A 22,073-nucleotide genomic window follows, 5' to 3' on the forward strand; every position below is an offset into this window, starting at 1 on the left:
TGAGGGCGCAGGTGATGGTTCGGGGGCCTGCGTGAAACCATCAGACTCTAGCTTTTATGATCCGGTTCGCCCAGTTACAACTTCTATACAGATGGCCGGGGCTGCTGCGCAGCCAATCGCGAGCAGGCTCGCTCCCACAGGGGAATGCATTTCAAAGGTGGGAGCGAGCCTGCTCGCGAAGAGGCCCTTATAGCCGCCGAAGATGTTTTCGCCATGTGGTCGTTTGCCGCACTTTCGCCTCTCAAGGGCGCGGCTTGGTTATACTCCGTGCGATCCGCCTGGAGCGCTCATCAGGAGAGCTCATGCTCGCCCCCGTACAATTGACTTCCGCCACTCGCCAGAACCTCTGGCGACTGACTTTCATCCGCACCCTGGTGCTCGCCGCGCAGGCCGGCTCCGTTGGCCTGGCCTACTGGCTGCAATTGTTGCCATTGCCGTGGGTGCAACTGGCGATGACCCTTGGCTGCTCGACGCTGCTCTGCGTGTTTACCGCGGTGCGTTTGCGTACCTCGTGGCCAGTGACCGAACTCGAATACGCCCTGCAATTGGCCTGCGATCTGGTTATCCACAGCGCGCTGCTGTACTTCTCCGGTGGTTCGACCAATCCCTTTGTTTCCTATTATCTGGTGCCGCTGACCATCGCCGCGGTGACGCTGCCGTGGCGTTATTCGGTGATCTTGTCCGGCATCGCGCTGGCGTTGTACACCGTGATGTTGACGCGGTTCTATCCGCTGGAAACCTTGCCGGTCGCTCGCGAGAACCTGCAGATCTACGGCATGTGGCTGAGCTTCGCGCTGGCCGCTGCGGTGATCACCTTCTTCGCGGCGCGCATGGCTGAAGAGTTGCGCCGTCAGGAAGAATTGCGCGCGATCCGTCGTGAAGAAGGCCTGCGTGACCAGCAATTGCTCGCCGTCGCCACGCAAGCCGCTGGTGCCGCCCATGAACTGGGCACGCCGCTGGCGACCATGAGTGTGCTGCTCAAAGAGATGCAGCAGGATCACCACGACCCGATGTTGCAGGACGATCTGAAGGTGCTGCAGGATCAGGTCAAGTTGTGCAAAGAGACCTTGCAACAACTGGTGCGCGCCGCCGAGGCCAACCGGCGTCTGGCTGTCGAGATGCAGGACGTCACCGACTGGCTCGACGAAGCGCTGAACCGCTGGCACCTGATGCGTCCGGAGGCCAGTTATCGCTTCCACCGTCTCGGCCAGGGCACGGTGCCGCGCATGGCACCGCCGCCGGATCTGACCCAGGCTTTACTGAATCTGCTCAACAATGCCGCCGACGCCTGCCCGGAAAACCTCAAGGTGACCTTGGATTGGGATGCGGAAACCGTGACCATCAGCATTCGTGACCACGGCGCCGGTGTGCCGCTGGCCATCGCCGAACAGATCGGCAAACCGTTTTTTACCACCAAGGGCAAAGGTTTCGGCCTGGGCCTGTTTTTGAGCAAGGCCAGCGTGACACGCGCCGGCGGCTCAGTGAAACTCTATAGTCATGAGGAAGGCGGCACGCTCACCGAGCTGCGCCTGCCCCACGGCGCCCGAGGAGACCAACATGAGTGACGAAATCCAAGTCGAAGGCGAAGAACTGCCGCATTTGCTGCTGGTCGACGACGACGCAACGTTTACCCGAGTGATGGCCCGCGCGATGGCTCGCCGTGGCTTTCGCGTCAGCACCGCCGGTTCCGCCGAGGAAGGCCTGACCATCGCCCAGGCCGATCTGCCTGATTACGCTGCGCTCGACCTGAAAATGGACGGCGACTCCGGCCTGGTGCTGCTGCCCAAACTGCTGGAGCTGGACCCGGAAATGCGCGTGGTGATCCTCACCGGTTATTCGAGCATTGCCACCGCGGTCGAAGCGATCAAACGCGGCGCCTGCAACTACCTGTGCAAACCCGCCGATGCCGACGACGTGCTGGCCGCGTTGCTCTCCGAACATGCCGACCTCGACAGTCTGGTGCCGGAAAACCCGATGTCGGTCGACCGCCTGCAGTGGGAGCACATCCAGCGCGTGCTCACCGAGCACGAAGGCAACATCTCCGCCACTGCCCGCGCCTTGGGCATGCACCGCCGCACCCTGCAGCGCAAACTGCAAAAGCGCCCGGTTCGTCGCTGAACCTGCGCTGAACGACCATCGCCAGCCCTCGCGATAAAACGCACCGATCATCTATGATCGGTGCGTGTCTGTTCTTTTCTATATCGAGCCTTATCCATGAATCAGAACGCTGAATATTCCGCGGTCAACGATGCTGTGCGCGGGCAGTTTTTTCGCAAGGTTTGGGCGATGACCACGCCTTACTGGCGCAGCGAAGAGAAGGGCAAGGCCTGGACATTGCTGATTGCCGTGATCGCGCTGTCGCTCTTCAGCGTGGCGATCTCGGTGTGGATCAACAGTTGGTACAAGGATTTCTATAACGCCCTGCAAAAGAAGGACGAAGCGGCGTTCTGGCAGTTGATCCTGTATTTCTGCGGCATCGCCACGGTCGCGATTCTTGGGGCGGTGTATCGCCTGTACCTGACGCAGATGCTGACCATCCGCTGGCGGGCGTGGCTGACCGAAAACCACTTCAAGCGCTGGCTCGGCAACAAAAACTACTATCAGCTGGAGCAGGGCGGTTACACCGATAACCCCGACCAGCGGATTTCCGAAGACCTCAACACCTTTACCGCCAACACCCTGAGCCTGGGCCTCGGGCTGATTCGTACCGTGGTCAGTCTGGTGTCGTTCTCGATCATTTTGTGGGGCGTTTCCGGCAGCATCGAAGTCTTCGGCATCGAGATTCCCGGCTACATGTTCTGGTGTGCGCTGATTTATGCAGCGGTCGGCAGTTGGCTGACGCACCTGATCGGTCGACGCTTGATCGGCCTGAACAACCAACAACAACGTTTCGAAGCAGACCTGCGTTTCTCCATGGTGCGCGTGCGCGAGAACGCCGAAAGCATCGCCTTGTATAACGGTGAGCCGAACGAAAATCGTCGTTTGAGCAGCCGTTTCGGGCTGGTCTGGCACAACTTCTGGGACATCATGCGCGTGTCCAAGCGCCTGACGTTCTTCACTTCCGGCTACGGCCAGATCGCAATCATCTTTCCGTTCATCGTCGCGGCCCCGCGTTATCTGGCAGGCAAGATAGAGCTGGGCGAGCTGATGCAAATCAATTCGGCATTCGGCAACGTGCAGGAGAACTTCAGCTGGTTCATCAGCGCGTATTCGGAGCTCGCCGCGTGGCGCGCTACCTGTGATCGTCTGTTGAGTTTCCGTCAGGCCATGAGTGACAACGAAGAGCGCATCCCGGCCATCGATGTGCAGAATCAGGGCAGCGAATTGCAGGTGCACAACCTTGGTCTGGATCTGGCCGACGGTCGTCATCTGCTGACCAATGCCGACATGACCGTCGAACCGGGTGAGCGGGTGATGCTCAGCGGTCGCTCCGGCAGCGGCAAGTCCACATTGCTGCGGGCGATGGGGCATTTGTGGCCGGCGGGGCACGGCAACATCCGCTTGCCGGCGGCGCGCTATCTGTTCCTGCCGCAAAAGCCGTATCTGCCGATCGGCACCCTGCGCGAGGCACTGAGTTATCCACAACCGGGTGACACCTACGCGTCTGAACGTTATGCACAAGTGCTGGAAACCTGCCGCTTGCCGCATCTGGTCGCGCGGCTGGACGAGGCCAATCACTGGCAACGCATGCTCTCGCCGGGTGAACAGCAACGCTTGGCCTTCGCCCGTGCGCTGCTTTACGCACCGCAATGGCTGTACATGGACGAAGCGACTTCGGCGATGGATGAGGAAGATGAAGCGACGCTGTATCAGGCGTTGATTGATCAGATACCGGGGCTGAGCATTGTCAGCGTCGGCCATCGCAGCAGTTTGAAACGCTTCCATCCGCGCCATGTGCGGATCGACAGCGGGCATTTGGTTGAACAGACCGTAACTGCCTGATCAATACACATCCCATGTGGGAGCTGGCTTGCCAGCGATGGCGTTGGTTCAGTCGACATCTTCATCGACTGGTATGGCCTCATCGCTGGCAAGCCAGCTCCCACAGGTTTTGTATGGAAATGGAAAGTGATCGTACAACCCGCTTGAGCTATCATGCCTCCAAGCCGAATTTTCGAGACAAGATGCACACCATGGAAAACCTGATCGACACCCCGCGTCTCCCGCGCAAGCGCCGCAGCCTGGCCCAGGAACTGGTGACGGTGCTGAGCGAGCAGATCCGCGATGGCCTGCTTAAACGCGGTGACAAATTGCCTACCGAGTCGGCGATCATGGAAGCCCATGGCGTCAGCCGTACCGTGGTGCGCGAGGCGATTTCCCGTTTGCAGGCTGCCGGCCAGGTGGAGACTCGCCACGGCATCGGCACCTTTGTACTCGACACGCCAAGCCCGAGCGGTTTTCGCATCGACCCGGCCACCGTCGTCACCCTGCGTGACGTACTCGCCATCCTTGAATTGCGCATCAGCCTCGAAGTCGAATCTGCCGGCCTTGCCGCGCAACGTCGCAGCCCTGAGCAATTGGCAACCATGCGCGCCGCCCTCGATGCGCTCAACGAAAGCGCTGCCCACGCCAGTGATGCTGTCGCGTCCGACTTTGCCTTCCACCTGGAAATCGCACTGTCTACCGGCAACCGCTACTTCACCGACATCATGACCCACTTGGGCACCAGCATCATTCCGCGTACGCGGCTGAATTCGGCGCGCTTGGCTCACGATGATCAACAGCACTACATGAGTCGCCTGAGCCGTGAGCACGAAGAAATCTACGACGCGATTGCCCGTCAGGATTCCGATGCAGCGCGTGCGGCGATGCGTCTGCATTTGACCAACAGCCGTGAAAGACTGCGCCAGGCCCATGAAGAGGCGCAGGCGCAGAGGGGCTGAGGGTTAAGGCTCCAGTTTGAATTTGGCTTGTGAAGAGATCACTTCAATACCAGACGGTTTGGTGATTTTGTACGTTAAGGTGGCTTGTTCACCCGCTACCACACCTACTGCAAACGCACTCTTCGGGATCGCAAACGCAATGGGCTTCCCGACATGGTGATGAGTAATAACGAATAGTTTGCTATTCCAGGGAGCGCCTTGAGTTCTCTCGAGGGATAGCTGCAATTGGTCACCTACAGAGGCGTCATGTCCTGCAGGGACTAAGGCATCTGTCGGGTCGGAAAGTCGGCTAATGTAGACTGTGCCTTTTTCGGCTTGCTCGAGAGTCGGGGCTGGCAAGGTTTGAGTTTGTGCGTTCATGGTCAAGATCCTTCTATTGAACTTTTGGTTATCGAAAGCGCCGGCGCATTGATGTCACCCGCGCGCTTCTATTTAAGAAGCGCGAAGCCCTCTTACACACCTGTAAGAAATACCAGTTCCGACGAACGGTCACCGCTCCCGCACGACAAGATTCAGCCCTCGATCCGCAACCTCAACACCTGCGAAAACGGCTCCATACTCGACTCATCACAAAACTTGTATCGCAATTCAACCTCCCTGTTCAGGTACGGACGCAGCACCTCTTTAGGCAACTGCAACTCGATCCCCGTCAGTTTCTCCATCTCGTCTTCGGCATCGTCCCAGGTGCCGGTGTCCACTTCTTCGCCTGCCCATTCCGGCTCTTCCGGGTCGTCACCGAGAATTGGGTAAACACTCCAGTTCGCCGGAAAATCGCTGGAGTCCGGGACCTGGACGATCAGTACATCGGGTAGCGCGGATAGCTGAAGGGTGAGGGTGTCAGAGTCAGAAGAGGCGACTTGCGCGAGGGTCGGTGCAGCATAATTCACAAACATTTCGGTTTCCTTCGAAGGTCCGCCACGATCCTTCGTGGCAGTCGTCGCACCTTACCCGGCGTTTCTCCAGCGCTCAGTAAACGAATCTTGACCAGACATTTCCGCGCTGGAACCCTTTAAGCACGGGCTTTTGCGACGAGTCCTGCCAAGCCTTAAACAGTTTTGTCCGACAAAAAACCACCCACAACGATGAAATGCAGTTGACGGTTATCTTTTAAGTTGTACGATGACCTACAACTTCAGCGAGTGCTGAACGATCCACTCACAAAAAAACGTTGCTACCAGGGTGTTCGAATAATGAATCCACAAGAACTGAAGTCCATCCTCTCTGCCGGCCTGCTGTCCTTCCCGGTGACCGATTTCAACGCGCAGGGCGATTTCAACCGCGCGGGCTACATCAAACGCCTGGAATGGCTGGCCCCGTATGGCGCTTCAGCCTTGTTCGCCGCCGGCGGCACCGGTGAGTTCTTCTCCCTGGCCGCCAGCGAATATTCGGAAATCATCAAGACTGCCGTCGACACCTGCGCCACCAGCGTGCCGATTCTGGCCGGTGTCGGTGGTTCGACCCGTCAGGCCATCGAATACGCGCAGGAAGCCGAGCGTCTAGGCGCCAAAGGCCTGTTGCTGCTGCCGCACTACCTGACCGAAGCCAGCCAGGACGGTGTTGCCGCTCACGTTGAAGCCGTGTGTAAATCGGTCAACATCGGCGTGGTCGTCTACAACCGCAACGTTTGCCGCCTCAACGCGCCGCTGCTGGAACGTCTGGCCGAGCGCTGCCCGAACCTGATCGGCTACAAGGATGGTCTGGGTGATATCGAGTTGATGGTGTCGATCCGTCGCCGCCTCGGTGATCGCTTCAGCTATCTGGGTGGTCTGCCGACCGCCGAAGTCTACGCCGCTGCCTACAAGGCTTTGGGCGTGCCGGTCTACTCCTCGGCGGTGTTCAATTTCATCCCGAAAACCGCGATGGACTTCTACCACGCGATCGCCCGTGAAGATCACGCCACCGTCGGCAAGATCATCGACGACTTCTTCCTGCCGTACCTCGACATCCGCAACCGCAAGGCCGGTTACGCCGTGAGCATCGTCAAGGCCGGCGCGAAAATCGCCGGCTATGACGCAGGCCCGGTGCGGGCGCCGCTGACTGACCTGACCGGCGAAGAGTACGAAATGCTCGCCGCGCTGATCGACAAGCAAGGTGCGCAGTAACACCCGAGAAAAGCGAGGCCGCTGAGCAATCAGCGGCTTTTTGCGTGAAGGCTTTGAGATGTGAGGGCTGCCCCTGTGACAACTGCAAAACGCTACGACAACTACATTAATGGTGAATGGGTTGCCGGTGCCGACTACTCGGCCAACATCAACCCGTCGGAACTGAGCGACACCATCGGCGATTACGCCAAGGCTGATCTGACTCAGGTTCACGCCGCCATCGACGCCGCCCGCGCGGCCTTCCCAGCGTGGTCGACTTCGGGCATTCAGGCCCGCCACGATTCGCTGGATAAAGTCGGCACCGAAATCCTCGCCCGTCGCGAAGAACTCGGCACGTTGCTGGCCCGGGAAGAGGGCAAAACCCTGCCCGAAGCCATCGGCGAAGTGACCCGCGCCGGCAACATCTTCAAATTCTTCGCCGGTGAGTGCCTGCGTCTGTCCGGCGATTACGTGCCGTCGGTGCGTCCGGGCGTCAATGTTGAAGTCACCCGCGAAGCACTCGGCGTGGTCGGTCTGATCACCCCGTGGAACTTCCCGATTGCAATTCCGGCGTGGAAAATCGCGCCAGCCTTGGCCTACGGCAACTGCGTGGTATTGAAACCGGCCGATCTGGTGCCGGGTTGCGCCTGGGCACTGGCGGAAATCATCTCCCGCGCAGGCTTCCCGGCCGGCGTGTTCAACCTGGTGATGGGCAGCGGTCGCGTGGTTGGCGATGCGTTGGTGCAGAGCCCGAAAGTCGACGGTATCAGCTTCACCGGTTCGGTGGGTGTGGGTCGTCAGATCGCGGTCAACTGCGTGTCGCGCCAGGCCAAGGTTCAACTGGAAATGGGCGGCAAGAACCCGCAGATCATTCTCGACGACGCCGACCTCAAGCAAGCAGTCGAGCTGTCCGTGCAGAGCGCGTTCTACTCCACCGGCCAGCGTTGCACCGCGTCGAGCCGCTTGATTGTCACTGCCGGGATTCACGACCAGTTCGTTGAGGCCATGGCCGAGCGCATGAAGTCGATCAAGGTCGGCCACGCGCTGAAATCCGGCACCGACATCGGTCCGGTTGTTTCTCAGGCTCAGCTTGAGCAGGACATGAAGTACATCGACATCGGCCAGTCCGAAGGTGCGCGTCTGGTCAGCGGCGGTGGTTTGGTGACCTGCGACACCGAGGGTTACTTCCTCGCGCCCACCCTGTTTGCCGACAGCGAAGCGTCCATGCGCATCAGCCGTGAAGAAATTTTCGGCCCAGTGGCCAACATCGTTCGCGTGGCCGATTACGACGCGGCGCTGGCGATGGCCAATGACACCGAATTCGGTCTGTCGGCGGGTATTGCAACCACCTCGTTGAAGTACGCCAACCACTTCAAGCGTCACTCCCAGGCCGGGATGGTCATGGTCAACCTGCCGACCGCTGGTGTGGATTACCACGTTCCGTTCGGTGGGCGTAAAGGTTCATCCTATGGCTCCCGCGAGCAAGGCCGCTATGCGCAAGAGTTCTATACCGTGGTGAAAACCGCCTACGTAGGCTCCTGATAAACGCAATACCCCTGTAGGAGCTGCCGAAGGCTGCGATCTTTTGATCTTAAAAGATCGCAGCCTTCGGCAGCTCCTACAGGGAATAGATGCAAGACCAAAGAAGATTCACCCGCGCATAAAAATAATCAGTGGGAGTACCTCTACATGCAATCGTCCAAGCCGACTCACGTCCGCTATTTGATCCTGCTCATGCTGTTTCTGGTGACCACGATCAACTACGCCGACCGCGCCACGATCGCCATCGCCGGCTCCAGCCTGCAAAAAGATCTGGGCATCGACGCGGTTACCCTCGGCTATATCTTCTCTGCATTCGGTTGGGCCTACGTGGCCGGGCAAATCCCCGGTGGCTGGCTGCTCGATCGCTTCGGCTCGAAAAAAGTCTATGCCCTGAGCATCTTCACCTGGTCGCTGTTCACCGTGCTGCAAGGCTTTGTCGGTGAGTTCGGCATGTCCACCGCCATCGTGGCGCTGTTCATGCTGCGCTTCCTCGTCGGGCTGGCTGAAGCGCCTTCGTTCCCCGGTAACGCGCGCATTGTTGCGGCGTGGTTTCCAACCGCTGAACGCGGCACTGCCTCGGCGATCTTCAACTCGGCGCAATACTTTGCCACTGTGTTGTTCGCACCGCTGATGGGCTGGATCGTGTATTCCTTCGGTTGGGAGCACGTGTTTATCGTCATGGGCATCCTTGGCATCATCTTCTCGCTGGTCTGGCTGAAAGTGATCTACAGCCCGCGTGAACACCCGCGCATCAACGAGGCTGAGTTCAACCACATCGCTGAAAACGGCGGCATGGTCGACATGGATCAGAAGGGTAAAAAGTCCGACGGTCCGAAATGGGACTACATCCGTCAGTTGCTGACCAACCGCATGATGCTTGGCGTGTATCTGGGCCAGTACTGCATCAACGGCATCACCTATTTCTTCCTGACCTGGTTCCCGGTGTACCTGGTGCAAGAGCGTGGCATGACCATTCTCAAGGCCGGTTTCATCGCCTCGTTGCCGGCCATCTGCGGCTTTATCGGTGGGGTGCTCGGCGGGGTGATTTCCGATTATCTGCTGCGCAAGGGCCACTCGCTGACCTTCGCCCGCAAAGCGCCGATCATTGCCGGTCTGCTGGTGTCGAGCAGCATCGTTGCCTGCAACTATGTTGATGTGGAATGGATGGTCGTCGGCTTCATGGCCCTGGCCTTCTTCGGCAAAGGCGTTGGTGCACTCGGTTGGGCGGTGGTCTCCGACACTTCGCCAAAACAGATCGCCGGTCTGAGCGGTGGCCTGTTCAACACTTTCGGCAACATCGCTTCGATCACCACGCCGATCGTGATTGGCTACATCATCAGCTCCACCGGCTCGTTCAAATGGGCACTAGTGTTCGTCGGTGCCAATGCACTGGTCGCGGTGTTCAGCTATCTGGTCATCGTTGGCCCGATCAAACGCGTGGTTCTTAAAGAGCCGCCAACCAATGGCGGTGCTGAAGCCACCGGTAAATTGTCTCAAGCGCATTCCTGAGGAGCGGCGTCATGCAGTTGATTGAACATTCCGACTCGCCGCGCTACATCCGCCTGCACGAGCGGGACAATGTGGTGGTAGTGGTCAACGACCAGGGCGCCCCGGCCGGTACTGAGTTTGCCGATGGCCTGGTGACGCTGGAATTTGTGCCGCAGAGCCACAAGGTCACCCTCGAAGACATACCCGAGGGCGGCCCGGTGATTCGCTACGGTCAGGTGATCGGCTACGCATTACAGCCGATTCGCCGCGGCAGTTGGGTCAAGGAAGATCAACTGCGCATGCCGACCGCACCGCCGCTGGACAGCTTGCCGCTGTCCACCGACGTACCGGACGCGCAGACACCGCTGGAAGGTTTCACCTTCGAGGGTTATCGCAACGCCGACGGTACCGTCGGCACGCGCAACATTCTCGGGATCACCACCACGGTGCAGTGCGTTACCGGCGTACTCGATCACGCGGTGAAACGCATCAAGGAAGAACTGCTGCCGAAGTACCCGCACGTCGATGACGTGGTGGCGCTGACCCACAGTTATGGCTGCGGCGTGGCGATTACCGCCACCGATGCCTACATCCCGATTCGTACCGTGCGCAATCTGGCACGCAACCCGAACCTGGGCGGCGAGGCGCTGGTGATCAGTCTGGGCTGCGAGAAATTGCAGGCCGGGCAGGTGATGCACGAGGACGATGCCTCGGTGGATCTCAGCGATCCGTGGTTGTACCGCTTGCAGGATTCCAGTCACGGTTTTACCGAAATGATCGAGCAGATCATGGAACTGGCCGAAGTCCGCCTGAAGAAGCTCGACCAGCGCCGCCGCGAAACCGTGCCAGCGTCCGAGCTGATCCTCGGCATGCAGTGCGGCGGCAGCGATGCGTTTTCCGGGATCACTGCCAACCCGGCACTGGGCTACGCCTCGGACCTGCTGCTGCGGGCGGGGGCGACGGTGATGTTTTCCGAAGTCACCGAAGTGCGCGATGCGATTTACCTGCTGACTTCACGCGCCGAAAGCAAAACCGTCGCCGAGGAGTTGGTGCGCGAGATGGATTGGTACGACCGTTATCTGGCCAAGGGTGAGGCGGATCGCAGCGCCAACACCACGCCGGGTAACAAGAAGGGCGGGCTGTCGAACATTGTCGAGAAGTCGCTGGGGTCGATCGTCAAATCCGGCTGCAGCGCGATCAATGGCGTGCTTGGCCCGGGCGAGCGTTTCAAGCACAAGGGTTTGATTTTCTGCGCGACGCCGGCGAGCGATTTTGTCTGCGGTACGTTGCAGTTGGCGGCGGGGATGAACCTGCATGTGTTCACCACCGGGCGTGGCACGCCGTATGGTCTGGCGATGGCCCCGGTGGTGAAGGTCTCGACGCGCACGGAATTGGCGCAGCGCTGGCCGGATCTGATCGATATCGACGCCGGGCGGATTGCCACTGGACGCGCGACCATCGAGGAATTGGGCTGGGAGTTGTTCCACTACTATCTGGATGTGGCGAGCGGCAAGCAGCAGACATGGGCGGAGAAGCACAAGCTGCATAACGACATTACGTTGTTCAACCCGGCGCCGATTACTTGATGGTTTTTTGGGGGGGTCAAGAGCTACCCTCACCCCAGCCCTCTCCCTGAGGGAGAGGGGGCCGACCGAGTTGTCTTGCGCAATACATCGACCTGAAATACCGAGTTGATTATGGATTCAACGAAGTCATTTCAGGTCGATGGATTTCTGCAATATCCCGCGATCGGTCCCCTCTCCTTTGGGGAGAGGGTTAGGGTGAGGGGCTGATCGAGTTGTCTGGCGCTATACATCGACTTGAAATACCGAGTTGATTATGGATTCAGCGATGTCATTTCAGGTCGGTGGATTTTTAGAATATCCCCCGATCGGTCCCCTCTCCCTCGGGGAGAGGGTTAGGGTGAGGGGCTGATCGAGTTGTCTGGCGCTATACATCGACTTGAAATACCGAGTTGATTATGGATTCAGCGATGTCATTTCAGGTCGGTGGATTTTCAGAATATCCCCCGATCGGTCCCCTCTCCCTCGGGGAGAGGGTTAGGGTGAGGGGCTTTTGATGCTTTTGGCTTATCATTAGCCCCCTAACGACGCTCACCCAAGGCTCCCCGGCATGCTGGCAATCTTCCTCGAAACCCTGAACATCACCGCGCCGGTGTTTGCCATGCTGTTTCTCGGTGTGCTGCTCAAGCGCATCGACTGGATCAACGACAATTTCATCCACACCGCCTCGTCACTGGTGTTCAACGTCACCATGCCGGCGCTGCTGTTTCTCGGCATTCTGCACGCTGATCTGCACGCCGCTTTGCAACCGTCCCTGCTGATCTACTTCTCCCTTGCCACGCTGGTGAGCTTTGCCCTGGCCTGGGGCTGGGCGATTTTCCGTTGTCCGCGTGAAGATCGCGGCATCTATACCCAAGGCGCGTTTCGCGGCAATAACGGCGTGATCGGTCTGGCACTGGCGGCGAGCATGTACGGCGATTACGGGATTTCCCTCGGGGCGATTCTCGCGGCGCTGGTGATCCTGTTCTACAACACGTTGTCGACCATCGTGCTGGCGGTATACAGCCCGGTGATCAAGTCCGATCCGTGGAGCATCTGCAAAAGCGTGTTCAGTAATCCGCTGATCATCAGCGTGATTGCGGCGGCGCCGTTTGCCTATTTCAAGATCGGTTTGCCGGGTTGGCTGGAGACCTCCGGTCAGTATCTGGCGCAGACCACCTTGCCGCTGGCGTTGATCTGCATTGGCGGCACGCTGTCACTGGCAGCGTTGCGCAAGAGCGGCAATATGGCGCTCAGTTCCAGTCTAGTGAAGATGATCGGTTTGCCAGTGCTGGCAACATTGGGAGCTTGGTTGTGGGGATTTCGCGGCGCGGAGCTGGGGATTCTGTTTCTGTACTTTGGCAGCCCGACGGCGGCGGCGAGTTTTGTCATGGCCCGAGCGGCGCAGGGCAATCATGAGTTGGCGGCGGCGATTATCGTGATGACCACGTTGATGGCAGCGATTACCACCAATATCGGGATTTTTGTTTTGCAGTGGGGTGGGTGGATCTGAGGGGCAGGATCAAAATATCGCAGCCTGCGGCAGCTCCTACATGGGAATGCGGTCTCCTGTAGGCGCTGCCGAAGGCTGCGATCTTTTAGCTTTTCTCGTAACTGTCGATCACTTCCTGCGCCGCACGAAACGCATCGATCGCCGCCGGCACACCGGCGTACACCGCACAATGCAGCAACGCCTCACGAATTTCGTCCACCGTGCAGCCATTGTTCAGGGCACCGCGCACATGGCCTTTCAACTCCTGCGGACACTTCAACGCGGTCAGCGCGGCGAGGGTGATCAGGCTGCGGGTTTTCAGCGGTAGACCTTCGCGATTCCACACGCCACCCCAGGCGTGTTCATTGACGAAATCCTGCAGCGGCTGGGTGAACTCGGTGGCGTTGCCCAAGGCGCGATCAACGAACGCGTCGCCCATTACCTGACGGCGGACTTCAACCCCGGACTGCTTCGATTCGGTCATGGCATATCCCTCTTGTGGTGTTGGCGGCGCCAGGCGCGGATCGACGTGAACAGCAGGAACGTCAACAGCGTCGGCAAGACATAAAACAGCATCAGCCGCTCCAGCTTGCCGGCCAGCGGCATGCCGGTGGTGAACGACACCACATGCAGCCCGTAGACCAGATACAAACCGAGCAGCAGCAAACCTTCGGCACGCGTCACGCGGTAGCCGGAATAGAACACCGGCAGGCACAGCGCGGCGACGCCGAGCATCACCGGCAGGTCGAAATCCAGTGCATTAGGCGACACCGACAGCGGCGTCGGCGCGATCAGTGCGGTGAGGCCGAGCACCCCGAGCAGGTTGAACAGGTTGGCGCCAATCACGTTGCCGACGGCGATGTCGCGTTGTCCGCGCAAGGCTGCGATCAATGACGTAGCCAGTTCCGGCAGCGACGTGCCGACGGCCACCACGGTCAGGCCGATGACGCGCTCGGAGAATCCAAGATCAGTAGCCACCACAACCGCGGCGCCCAGCAGCAGATGCCCGGCAAACACCAGCATCGTCAGACCGATAGCAATCATCAGCAAACTGCTGATCCACGAGGCCTGTGCAGTTTGAGGCTGTTCCGAATGGGGGCGGGCCGAGTGCTGTGACTGGCGGAACAGCAAACCCAGATACAACGCCAAAGCCGCCAACAACAGGATGCCGTCGAAGCGTCCGATCTCTTCATTCCATGCCAGCACGAACACCAGCAGGCTGGCACCGATCATCAGCGGAATGTCGAGCCGCACCAGTTGCCGCGAGACACGCAGAGGAATGATCAGCGCCGACAGGCCCAGGGTGACAAGCATATTGAAGATGCTGCTGCCGACCACGCTGCCGACGGCGATGTCCGGGTTATGCGCCAACGCCGCTTGCAGGCTGACGGCCATTTGCGGCGCGCTGCTGCCGAGGGCGACGATGGTCAGGCCGATGATCAACGGCCGCACATGCAGGCGCGCCGCCAGACGCACCGCCGCGCGCACCATCAGTTCGGCACCGAAGATCAGCAGGCACAGGCCGGCGAGCAGTTCGATCACGCTGATCAGGGGTAAGTCGGCTAATCCGAAAATGGTCAGCGCTCCATCAGTCGTCGAGAGCCTGCACGCGAACCCGCGCGGTGCCGCTGCGCAGCATGCCGAGCTGTTCGGCGGCTTCGCGGGACACGTCGATCAGGCGTCCACGGGTGTGCGGGCCGCGATCGTTGATGCGGACCACGACGGATTCATCGTTTTTCAGGTTGGTGACCTTCACCCGCGTGCCAAAGGGGAGCTGGCGGTGGGCGGCGGTCAGAGAGTTCTGGTTGAACGGCTCGCCACTGGCGGTGCGTTTACCGTGGTGTTTGGCACCGTAATAAGAGGCGACGCCGGTCTGGTCGTAACCGTGCGGGTCGATGGTGTCGGTGCTGGCGCAACCGGCCAGCAAGGAGAGCAGGGCGCAGGCGCCGAGCAGACGGTTCATTCGAAAGCTCCCAAATAACAATGTGGGAGCGAGCCTGCTCGCGAAGAGGCCGTCACATTCAATATCTCTATTGGATGTCATGACGCTTTCGCGAGCAGGCTCGCTCCCACAGGGAATAGAGCCAGGCTTTGGATCTGGCTCCATTGTGGTCAGCCTTCGAGCTTGCTTTTCAGCAGTTCGTTCACTTGCTGCGGGTTGGCTTTGCCTTTGGACGCTTTCATCGCCTGGCCAACAAAGAAGCCGAACATCTTGCCGCGTTTGGCTTCATCCGCCGCACGGTATTGTTCAACTTGCTCGGCGTTGGCCGCGAGCATTTCGTCCAGCACCGCCGAGATCGCGCCGCTGTCGGTAACCTGCTTCAGGCCGCGTTTTTCGATGATCTCGTCCGCACTGCCTTCGCCGTTGGCCATCGCTTCGAACACCACTTTGGCGATCTTGCCGGAGATGGTGTTGTCCTTGATGCGCTGCAGCATGCCGCCCAACAGTTCAGCGGAAACTGGCGACTCGTCGATGTCCAGGCCTTGCTTGTTGAGCAGGCTGCCCAACTCGACCATCACCCAGTTCGCCGCGAGTTTCGCATCGCCGCCGATGGCTGCGACTTTCTCGAAGTAGTCCGCTTGCTCACGGCTGGTGGCCAGCACGTTGGCGTCGTAGGCCGACAGACCGAACTGGCTCTGGAAGCGCTCGCGTTTCTGCGGTGGCAGTTCCGGCAGGGTGGCGCGCACCTCGCCAAGGAACGACTCCTCGATGACCACAGGCAGCAGGTCCGGATCGGGGAAGTAACGGTAGTCGTTGGCTTCCTCTTTCGAACGCATCGGACGGGTTTCGTCCTTGTTCGGATCGTACAGGCGGGTCTGCTGGATCACTTTGCCGCCGTCTTCGATCAGCTCGATCTGACGCTGGATCTCGGTGTTGATCGCTTTCTCGATGAAGCGGAACGAGTTGACGTTCTTGATCTCGCAGCGGGTGCCGAACTCGACCTGGCCTTTCGGACGGACCGACACGTTGCAGTCGCAACGCAGCGAACCTTCGGCCATGTTGCCGTCGCAGATGCCCAGGTAACGCACCAGTGCGTGGATCGCCTTGACGTAAGCCACGGCTTCCTTGGCGCTGCGCATGTCCGGCTCGGACACGATTTCCAGCAGCGGCGTGCCGGCACGGTTCAGGTCGATGCCGGTGGCGCCGTTGAATTCTTCGTGCAGGCTCTTGCCGGCGTCTTCTTCCAGGTGCGCGCGGGTGATGCCGACACGTTTGACGGTGCCGTCTTCCAGGGCGATGTCCAGGTGGCCCTTGCCGACGATCGGCAATTCCATCTGGCTGATCTGGTAGCCCTTCGGCAGGTCCGGATAGAAGTAGTTTTTACGGGCGAACACGTTGTGCTGACCGATCTCGGCGTCAATCGCCAGTCCGAACATCACTGCCATGCGCACCGCTTCCTGGTTCAGCACCGGCAGCACACCGGGCATGCCCAGATCGATCAGGCTGGCCTGGGTGTTCGGCTCGGAACCGAATGTGGTGGAACTACCGGAAAAGATTTTCGACCGGGTAGTGAGCTGAGTGTGAATCTCCAGCCCGATCACGACTTCCCATTGCATGTGTGTCTCCTCAGAAGCCGGTTGGGGTGCGGGTGTGCCAGTCAGTGTTGAGCTGATACTGGTGCGCAACATTGAGCAAACGGCCTTCCTGGAAATACGGCGCGAGCAACTGCACGCCAACCGGCAGACCGTCGACAAAACCGGCCGGCATCGACAGGCCCGGCAGGCCCGCGAGGTTGGCGGTGATGGTGTAGACGTCTTCCAGATAGGCAGCGACCGGGTCGCTGTTCTTGGCGCCGAGCTTCCAGGCCGGGTTCGGCGTGGTCGGGCCGAGAATGATGTCGACTTCATTAAAGGCTGCCATGAAGTCGTTCTTCACCAGACGGCGAATTTTCTGCGCTTTCAGGTAGTAGGCGTCGTAGTAACCGGCGGACAGCGCGTAGGCACCGACCATGATCCGGCGCTGCACTTCCGGGCCGAAGCCTTCGCCACGCGAGCGCTTGTACAGGTCGATCAGGTTTTCCGGGTTCTCGCAACGATGGCCGAAACGTACGCCGTCGAAACGCGACAGGTTCGAGGAGGCCTCTGCCGGCGCGATCACGTAGTACGCAGGAATCGCTTGCTGCATGTTCGGCAGGCTGATTTCCTTGATCACGGCACCGAGCTTCTGCAGCTCTTTGATGCTGTTCTGGATCAGCTCGGCAATGCGCGGGTCGAGACCGGCGCTGAAGTATTCCTTCGGCACACCGATGCGCAGGCCCTGCAGCGAATCGCCGAGGCTGGCGGAGTAATCCGGCACTGGCTCATCGATACTCGTGGAGTCGTTCTGATCGAAGCCGGCCATACCTTGCAACAAAATCGCGCAGTCTTCGGCAGTGCGCGCCAACGGGCCGCCCTGATCGAGGCTGGAGGCGTAAGCGATCATGCCCCAGCGCGAAACGCGACCGTAGGTCGGTTTCAGGCCGGTAAGGTTGGTGAACGCCGCCGGCTGACGGATCGAGCCGCCGGTGTCGGTGGCCGTCGCCGCAGGCAACAGACGAGCGGCAACCGCCGCCGCCGAACCGCCGGACGAACCGCCTGGCACGTGTTCCAGGTTCCACGGGTTTTTCACCGCACCGTACCAGCTCGACTCGTTGGCCGAACCCATGGCGAATTCGTCCATGTTGGTCTTGCCCAGGGTCACGGCGCCGGCAGCCGCCAGTTTCGCGACCACGGTGGCGTCGTACGGGGCTTTGAAGTTGTCGAGCATCTTCGAGCCGCAGCTGGTGCGAATGCCCTGAGTGCAGAACAAATCCTTGTGCGCGATCGGCGCGCCGAGCAGGGCGCCGCTCTCACCGTTGGCTCGGCGGGCATCGGCGGCTTTCGCCTGCTCGAGCGCCAGCTCTTCGGTGAGGCTGATGAAACTGTTGAGCTGCGGATCGAGCTGGGTGATGCGCGCCAGCAGGACTTTGGTCAGCTCTTCGGAGGAAAACTTTTTATCGGCGAGACCGCGGGCGATCTCGGCCAGAGTCATTTGATGCATTGCAGGCTCTTTCCCTTTAGTCGATGACTTTCGGAACCAGATACAGGCCGTTTTCGACCGCTGGTGCGATGGACTGGTAGGCCTCGCGGTGATTGGTTTCGGTCACAACGTCGGCGCGCAGGCGCTGACTGGCTTCCAGCGGGTGGGCCAGAGGCTCGATTCCGTCGGTATTAACAGCCTGCATTTCGTCGACCAGACCGAGAATGCTGTTGAGGGCGGAAGTAATGTGTGGAAGATCGGCATCATTGAGGCCAAGGCAGGCCAGATGAGCGATTTTTTCCACGTCGGAGCGTTCTAGCGCCATCGGGATTCTCCTGTGGAAAACAGAACGGACGGCGTCCGTGTGTTAGATTGTCGGAACACTACCGCACTTCTACGGTCATAAGGCCGCGATTGTGGGGCTTGGTGCACAGAAAAGCGGCCAATTTAACATATTGGCGCCTTGCCCAAAATCCCTGTCGTTGTTAGAGTTTGCCGCACTTTTTTACCCACGCGTTGCCTAGGGTCCCTTTCCCATGTTCAAGAAACTGCGTGGCATGTTTTCCAGCGATCTTTCCATTGACCTGGGCACTGCCAACACCCTTATTTACGTGCGCGAGCGCGGTATCGTCCTGAATGAGCCATCGGTTGTGGCCATTCGGACACACGGTAACCAGAAAAGTGTCGTTGCTGTCGGCACCGAGGCCAAGCGCATGCTCGGCCGTACGCCGGGCAACATTGCTGCCATTCGTCCGATGAAGGATGGCGTGATCGCCGACTTCAGCGTTTGCGAAAAGATGCTGCAGTACTTCATTAACAAGGTTCACGAAAACAGCTTTCTGCAGCCCAGCCCTCGTGTGCTGATCTGCGTTCCATGCAAATCCACCCAGGTTGAGCGTCGCGCCATCCGTGAATCGGCGCTCGGTGCCGGTGCCCGTGAAGTGTTCCTGATCGAAGAGCCAATGGCAGCAGCGATCGGTGCCGGCCTGCCGGTTGAAGAAGCTCGCGGTTCGATGGTCGTGGATATCGGTGGTGGTACCACTGAAATCGCACTGATCTCCCTGAACGGTGTGGTCTATGCCGAATCCGTCCGCGTGGGCGGCGACCGCTTCGACGAAGCGATCATCACTTACGTGCGTCGTAACTACGGCAGCCTGATCGGTGAATCCACCGCTGAGCGCATCAAGCAGGAAATCGGCACGGCCTACCCGGGCGGTGAAGTTCGCGAAGTCGACGTTCGCGGTCGCAACCTGGCCGAAGGCGTTCCACGCGCATTCACCCTGAACTCCAACGAAGTGCTGGAAGCTCTGCAAGAGTCCCTGGCGACCATAGTTCAGGCTGTGAAAAGTGCTTTGGAGCAATCGCCGCCGGAACTGGCTTCCGACATCGCCGAGCGTGGCCTGGTGCTGACCGGTGGTGGCGCGCTGCTGCGTGACCTCGACAAGTTGCTGGCCCAGGAAACCGGTCTGCCAGTGATCGTTGCCGAAGATCCGCTGACCTGTGTGGCTCGCGGCGGTGGCCGTGCATTGGAAATGATGGATAAGCACACCATGGACCTGCTCTCGAGCGAATAAGTCGCCGAGTGCAATACGTGGGTGAGCGCGCAGGCAGCACTTTGCAGTGCTGCCTGTTGGCGTTTATCTTCTGTCAGTCTTCATCCAGGCCGGTTTGATGCCGTATGAATAAACAGAACATTTGCCTGGGAGGAGCGGCTTATTAAACCGCTTTTCGCCAAGGGCCCTTCGTTGGGCGTGCGCCTGTTGGTGCTGGCCGTGCTGTCGATCGCGTTGATGGTGGTCGATGCCCGCTTCGACCTGCTCAAGCCTGCGCGCAAACAAGCGTCGCTGGTGCTGATGGATGCCTACTGGATCACAGACCTGCCCGGTCGCCTGTGGGAAGGTGTCGCCAGCCAGTTCGGCAGCCGCACCGAGCTTGTCGCCGAAAACGAAAAACTCAAGACCGAAAACCTGCTGCTGCAAGGTCGCATGCAAAAGCTTGCCGCCCTAACCGAGCAGAACGTTCGGCTGCGCGAGTTGCTCAATTCTTCTGCACTGGTCAACGAAAAGGTCGAGGTGGCCGAGCTGATCGGCATGGACCCCAACCCGTTCACTCATCGCATCATCATCAATAAAGGTGAGCGTGACGGTGTCGTACTCGGTCAGCCGGTGCTCGATGCGCGCGGCTTGATGGGCCAGGTGGTCGAGTTGATGCCTTACACCTCGCGCGTGTTGCTGCTCACTGACAGCACACACAGCATTCCCGTGCAGGTCAATCGCAACGGGCTGCGGGCCATTGCCAGCGGTACCGGCAACCCTGAGCGACTGGAGTTGCGCCACGTCGCCGACACGGCGGATATCAAGGAAGGCGACCTGTTGGTCAGTTCCGGCCTTGGCCAGCGTTTCCCGGCAGGCTACCCGGTCGCGACCGTGAAAGAAGTGATCCACGATTCTGGTCAACCGTTTGCCATCGTCCGCGCCGTGCCGACCGCCGCGCTGAATCGCAGTCGCTACATGTTGCTGGTGTTCAGCGACAGCCGTACCGCCGAAGAGCGAGCCAACGATGCGGCGCAAGCCCAGGAAAGTCTTGATGCCTTTGGCGGCGGCCCGACGATTCCCGCCACGGTGCCGAAAACCGTGACCCCGCCTGCTGCAGCACCTACGACGCCCGCGACGCCTGCCGCACCGGCCGCTGCCGCTGGCGCCACACCGGCCAAACCCGCTGCAAGCAAACCGCCTGCGGCAGCCAAACCACCGGCAACGACGCCAGCGGCCAGCAAACCTCCAGCTGCCCAGCCTGCTGCGCGACCGGCGGCCAAACCGCCCGTCAATGCACCAGCGACAACCGGGAGACAAGAATAATGGTCGGGGCTACCGCATCGCGTAACGGCTGGATTGTCTGGTTGACGTTTGTTGTCGGCATACTCCTGAGCGTGTCGCCATTACCGATTTTCATGGAAATCCTGCGCCCACTGTGGCTGGCCTTGCTTCTGACATTCTGGGCTTTGTATATGCCGCACACGGTGGGCATGGTCACGGCGTTTTGCCTGGGCCTGGCCGAAGATGTGCTGCAGGGCGATCTGCTCGGTCAGAACGCGCTGATCCTGACCCTGATCACCTTCCTCGTATTGTCATTGCAGCAACGCCTGCGGATGTTCCCGATGTGGCAGCAGTGCCTGGTGATTCTGGTGATTTTCGGCCTCGCGCAACTGGTGCAGCTGTGGCTCAGTGCCTTGACCGGTAACCGTCAACCAACCCTGGCGCTGGTGCTTCCGGCGCTGGTCAGTGCCTTGCTCTGGCCTTGGGTCAGCTTTGCCCTACGCGGATTGCGCCGACGCTACAGAATCAATTGAGCCGGTGAAGCTGGGCACTGAACAGGGAGATGTTTTGATGAAGCCGCTTTACCTCGCCTCCGGATCGCCGCGTCGCCGTGAATTGCTCACGCAGATCGGCGTTCCTTTCTCCGCCATCAGTGCGGATATCGACGAAACCCCATTACCCGAAGAATCGCCCTCGGCCTACGTCGAACGTCTGGCGCGCGGCAAGGCCGAGGCCGGGCGTCGCACGGTTGTGTCCGCCCAGCCATTTTGCGTGCTGGGTGCCGACACCGCTGTGGTGCTGGACGGCAAAATTCTGGGCAAACCGGTGGACGAAGCCGATGCATGCGCCATGCTGATGATGTTGGCCGGCAAGGAGCATGAAGTGCTGACCGCCATCGCAGTGCTTGAAGGCGAGCGTTGTGAGTCGCGGGTAGTGCGCAGTCTGGTGCGGTTCCGCCCGATCAGCATTGAGGAAGCAGCCGCTTACTGGGCCAGTGGCGAGCCACGGGACAAGGCTGGCGGTTATGGCATTCAGGGGCTTGGCGCGGTGTTTGTCGCGGGCCTCAATGGCAGTTATTCGGCGGTGGTCGGGCTGCCTGTTTGCGAAACCGCAGAACTGTTAGGCCATTTCGGCATACCCTGTTGGCAAAACCTGAACGCGCCATAAGCGTCGTACCCATCCAGATGCGGCCATTATCGTGAACATGCCT

General features: G+C 59.9%; 20 protein-coding genes and 1 pseudogene. 13 read left to right on the top strand and 8 right to left on the bottom strand.

Translation table 11 applies throughout. The features are described 5' to 3' along the window. Positions 1–302: 302 nt before the first annotated feature. The 4 genes from QZR14_RS09575 to QZR14_RS09590 all read left to right on the top strand — a co-directional run bounded on the left by QZR14_RS09575 (position 303) and on the right by QZR14_RS09590 (position 4,883). A complete protein-coding gene (locus QZR14_RS09575) occupies positions 303–1,565 on the top strand; it encodes an ATP-binding protein (protein ID WP_134174566.1) in 1,263 nt (420 codons plus the stop codon). Then, positions 1,558–2,118: a response regulator transcription factor gene (locus QZR14_RS09580; protein ID WP_003221630.1), complete on the top strand. Its 561-nt coding sequence runs from the start codon at positions 1,558–1,560 to the stop codon at positions 2,116–2,118. Before QZR14_RS09575 ends, QZR14_RS09580 begins: the two co-directional genes overlap by 8 nt. Positions 2,119–2,214: 96 nt before the next feature. Then, complete coding sequence (locus QZR14_RS09585) at positions 2,215–3,942, top strand: ABC transporter ATP-binding protein/permease (protein WP_311996428.1); 1,728 nt, start codon at positions 2,215–2,217, stop codon at positions 3,940–3,942. Between the two features lie 191 nt (positions 3,943–4,133). Further along, the gene (locus tag QZR14_RS09590; protein WP_250608352.1) at positions 4,134–4,883 is read left to right on the top strand and encodes a FadR/GntR family transcriptional regulator; all 750 of its coding nucleotides are present in this window, start codon (positions 4,134–4,136) and stop codon (positions 4,881–4,883) included. A gap of 3 nt (positions 4,884–4,886) precedes the next feature. Here QZR14_RS09590 and QZR14_RS09595 read toward each other — a convergent pair whose 3' ends face one another. Then, entirely contained in the window at positions 4,887–5,243 is a 357-nt protein-coding gene (locus QZR14_RS09595) for a hypothetical protein (RefSeq protein WP_150691850.1), read from the bottom strand. A gap of 152 nt (positions 5,244–5,395) precedes the next feature. After that, positions 5,396–5,776, bottom strand: coding sequence for a hypothetical protein (locus QZR14_RS09600; RefSeq protein ID WP_134174574.1), 381 nt, complete (start codon positions 5,774–5,776; stop codon positions 5,396–5,398). A gap of 297 nt (positions 5,777–6,073) precedes the next feature. Between QZR14_RS09600 and kdgD the strand changes: the two genes are divergently transcribed. From kdgD to QZR14_RS09625, 5 genes and pseudogenes are all read left to right on the top strand, one after another. Then, positions 6,074–6,985 carry a 5-dehydro-4-deoxyglucarate dehydratase gene (kdgD, locus tag QZR14_RS09605; protein ID WP_007915340.1) on the top strand — a complete coding sequence of 304 codons (912 nt, stop codon included), beginning with the start codon at positions 6,074–6,076 and terminating at the stop codon, positions 6,983–6,985. A 75-nt stretch (positions 6,986–7,060) separates the two neighbouring features. Next, positions 7,061–8,506 carry an aldehyde dehydrogenase family protein gene (locus tag QZR14_RS09610; RefSeq protein ID WP_311996429.1) on the top strand — a complete coding sequence of 482 codons (1,446 nt, stop codon included), beginning with the start codon at positions 7,061–7,063 and terminating at the stop codon, positions 8,504–8,506. A 117-nt stretch (positions 8,507–8,623) separates the two neighbouring features. Beyond that, a pseudogene (locus QZR14_RS09615) lies at positions 8,624–10,015 on the top strand (MFS transporter); the annotation flags it as partial. Positions 10,016–10,026: 11 nt separating this feature from the next. Further along, complete coding sequence (gene garD, locus QZR14_RS09620) at positions 10,027–11,580, top strand: galactarate dehydratase (protein ID WP_311996431.1); 1,554 nt, start codon at positions 10,027–10,029, stop codon at positions 11,578–11,580. A 547-nt stretch (positions 11,581–12,127) separates the two neighbouring features. Next, positions 12,128–13,069, top strand: a complete 942-nt coding sequence (locus QZR14_RS09625; RefSeq protein ID WP_311996432.1) for an AEC family transporter — start codon at positions 12,128–12,130, stop codon at positions 13,067–13,069. An 85-nt stretch (positions 13,070–13,154) separates the two neighbouring features. On the opposite strand, the gene QZR14_RS09630 is transcribed toward QZR14_RS09625, so the two are convergent. From QZR14_RS09630 to gatC, 6 genes are all read right to left on the bottom strand, one after another. After that, entirely contained in the window at positions 13,155–13,532 is a 378-nt protein-coding gene (locus QZR14_RS09630; RefSeq protein ID WP_123451658.1) for a carboxymuconolactone decarboxylase family protein, read from the bottom strand. Next, positions 13,529–14,590, bottom strand: coding sequence for a calcium/sodium antiporter (locus QZR14_RS09635; protein WP_311996433.1), 1,062 nt, complete (start codon positions 14,588–14,590; stop codon positions 13,529–13,531). Before QZR14_RS09635 ends, QZR14_RS09630 begins: the two co-directional genes overlap by 4 nt. A 46-nt stretch (positions 14,591–14,636) precedes the next feature. After that, positions 14,637–15,011 carry a septal ring lytic transglycosylase RlpA family protein gene (locus QZR14_RS09640; RefSeq protein ID WP_311996434.1) on the bottom strand — a complete coding sequence of 125 codons (375 nt, stop codon included), beginning with the start codon at positions 15,009–15,011 and terminating at the stop codon, positions 14,637–14,639. Between the two features lie 149 nt (positions 15,012–15,160). Continuing rightward, entirely contained in the window at positions 15,161–16,606 is a 1,446-nt protein-coding gene (gene gatB, locus QZR14_RS09645; protein ID WP_123451664.1) for an Asp-tRNA(Asn)/Glu-tRNA(Gln) amidotransferase subunit GatB, read from the bottom strand. Positions 16,607–16,616: 10 nt separating this feature from the next. Continuing rightward, positions 16,617–18,068, bottom strand: coding sequence for an Asp-tRNA(Asn)/Glu-tRNA(Gln) amidotransferase subunit GatA (gatA, locus tag QZR14_RS09650; RefSeq protein WP_311996435.1), 1,452 nt, complete (start codon positions 18,066–18,068; stop codon positions 16,617–16,619). A 16-nt stretch (positions 18,069–18,084) separates the two neighbouring features. Then, a complete protein-coding gene (gene gatC / locus QZR14_RS09655) occupies positions 18,085–18,372 on the bottom strand; it encodes an Asp-tRNA(Asn)/Glu-tRNA(Gln) amidotransferase subunit GatC (protein WP_007901429.1) in 288 nt (95 codons plus the stop codon). 211 nt (positions 18,373–18,583) lie between these two features. Here gatC and mreB point away from each other — a divergent pair, with 211 nt between their 5' ends. The 4 genes from mreB to QZR14_RS09675 all read left to right on the top strand — a co-directional run bounded on the left by mreB (position 18,584) and on the right by QZR14_RS09675 (position 22,030). Then, positions 18,584–19,621 (top strand): rod shape-determining protein MreB, encoded by a 1,038-nt coding sequence (mreB, locus tag QZR14_RS09660; protein WP_002555108.1) that lies wholly within the window; start codon positions 18,584–18,586, stop codon positions 19,619–19,621. 141 nt (positions 19,622–19,762) lie between these two features. Next, positions 19,763–20,905 (top strand): rod shape-determining protein MreC, encoded by a 1,143-nt coding sequence (mreC, locus tag QZR14_RS09665; protein WP_311996477.1) that lies wholly within the window; start codon positions 19,763–19,765, stop codon positions 20,903–20,905. Further along, on the top strand, positions 20,905–21,396 hold the full coding sequence (mreD, locus tag QZR14_RS09670; protein ID WP_250607603.1) for a rod shape-determining protein MreD: 492 nt from the start codon (positions 20,905–20,907) through the stop codon (positions 21,394–21,396). Before mreC ends, mreD begins: the two co-directional genes overlap by 1 nt. A gap of 37 nt (positions 21,397–21,433) precedes the next feature. Further along, a complete protein-coding gene (locus tag QZR14_RS09675) occupies positions 21,434–22,030 on the top strand; it encodes a Maf family protein (protein WP_250607605.1) in 597 nt (198 codons plus the stop codon). Positions 22,031–22,073: the final 43 nt, after the last annotated feature.

It is taken from the genome of Pseudomonas sp. rhizo66, from assembly GCF_031931925.1.
In the GTDB taxonomy this organism is placed as follows: Bacteria; Pseudomonadota; Gammaproteobacteria; order Pseudomonadales; family Pseudomonadaceae; genus Aquipseudomonas.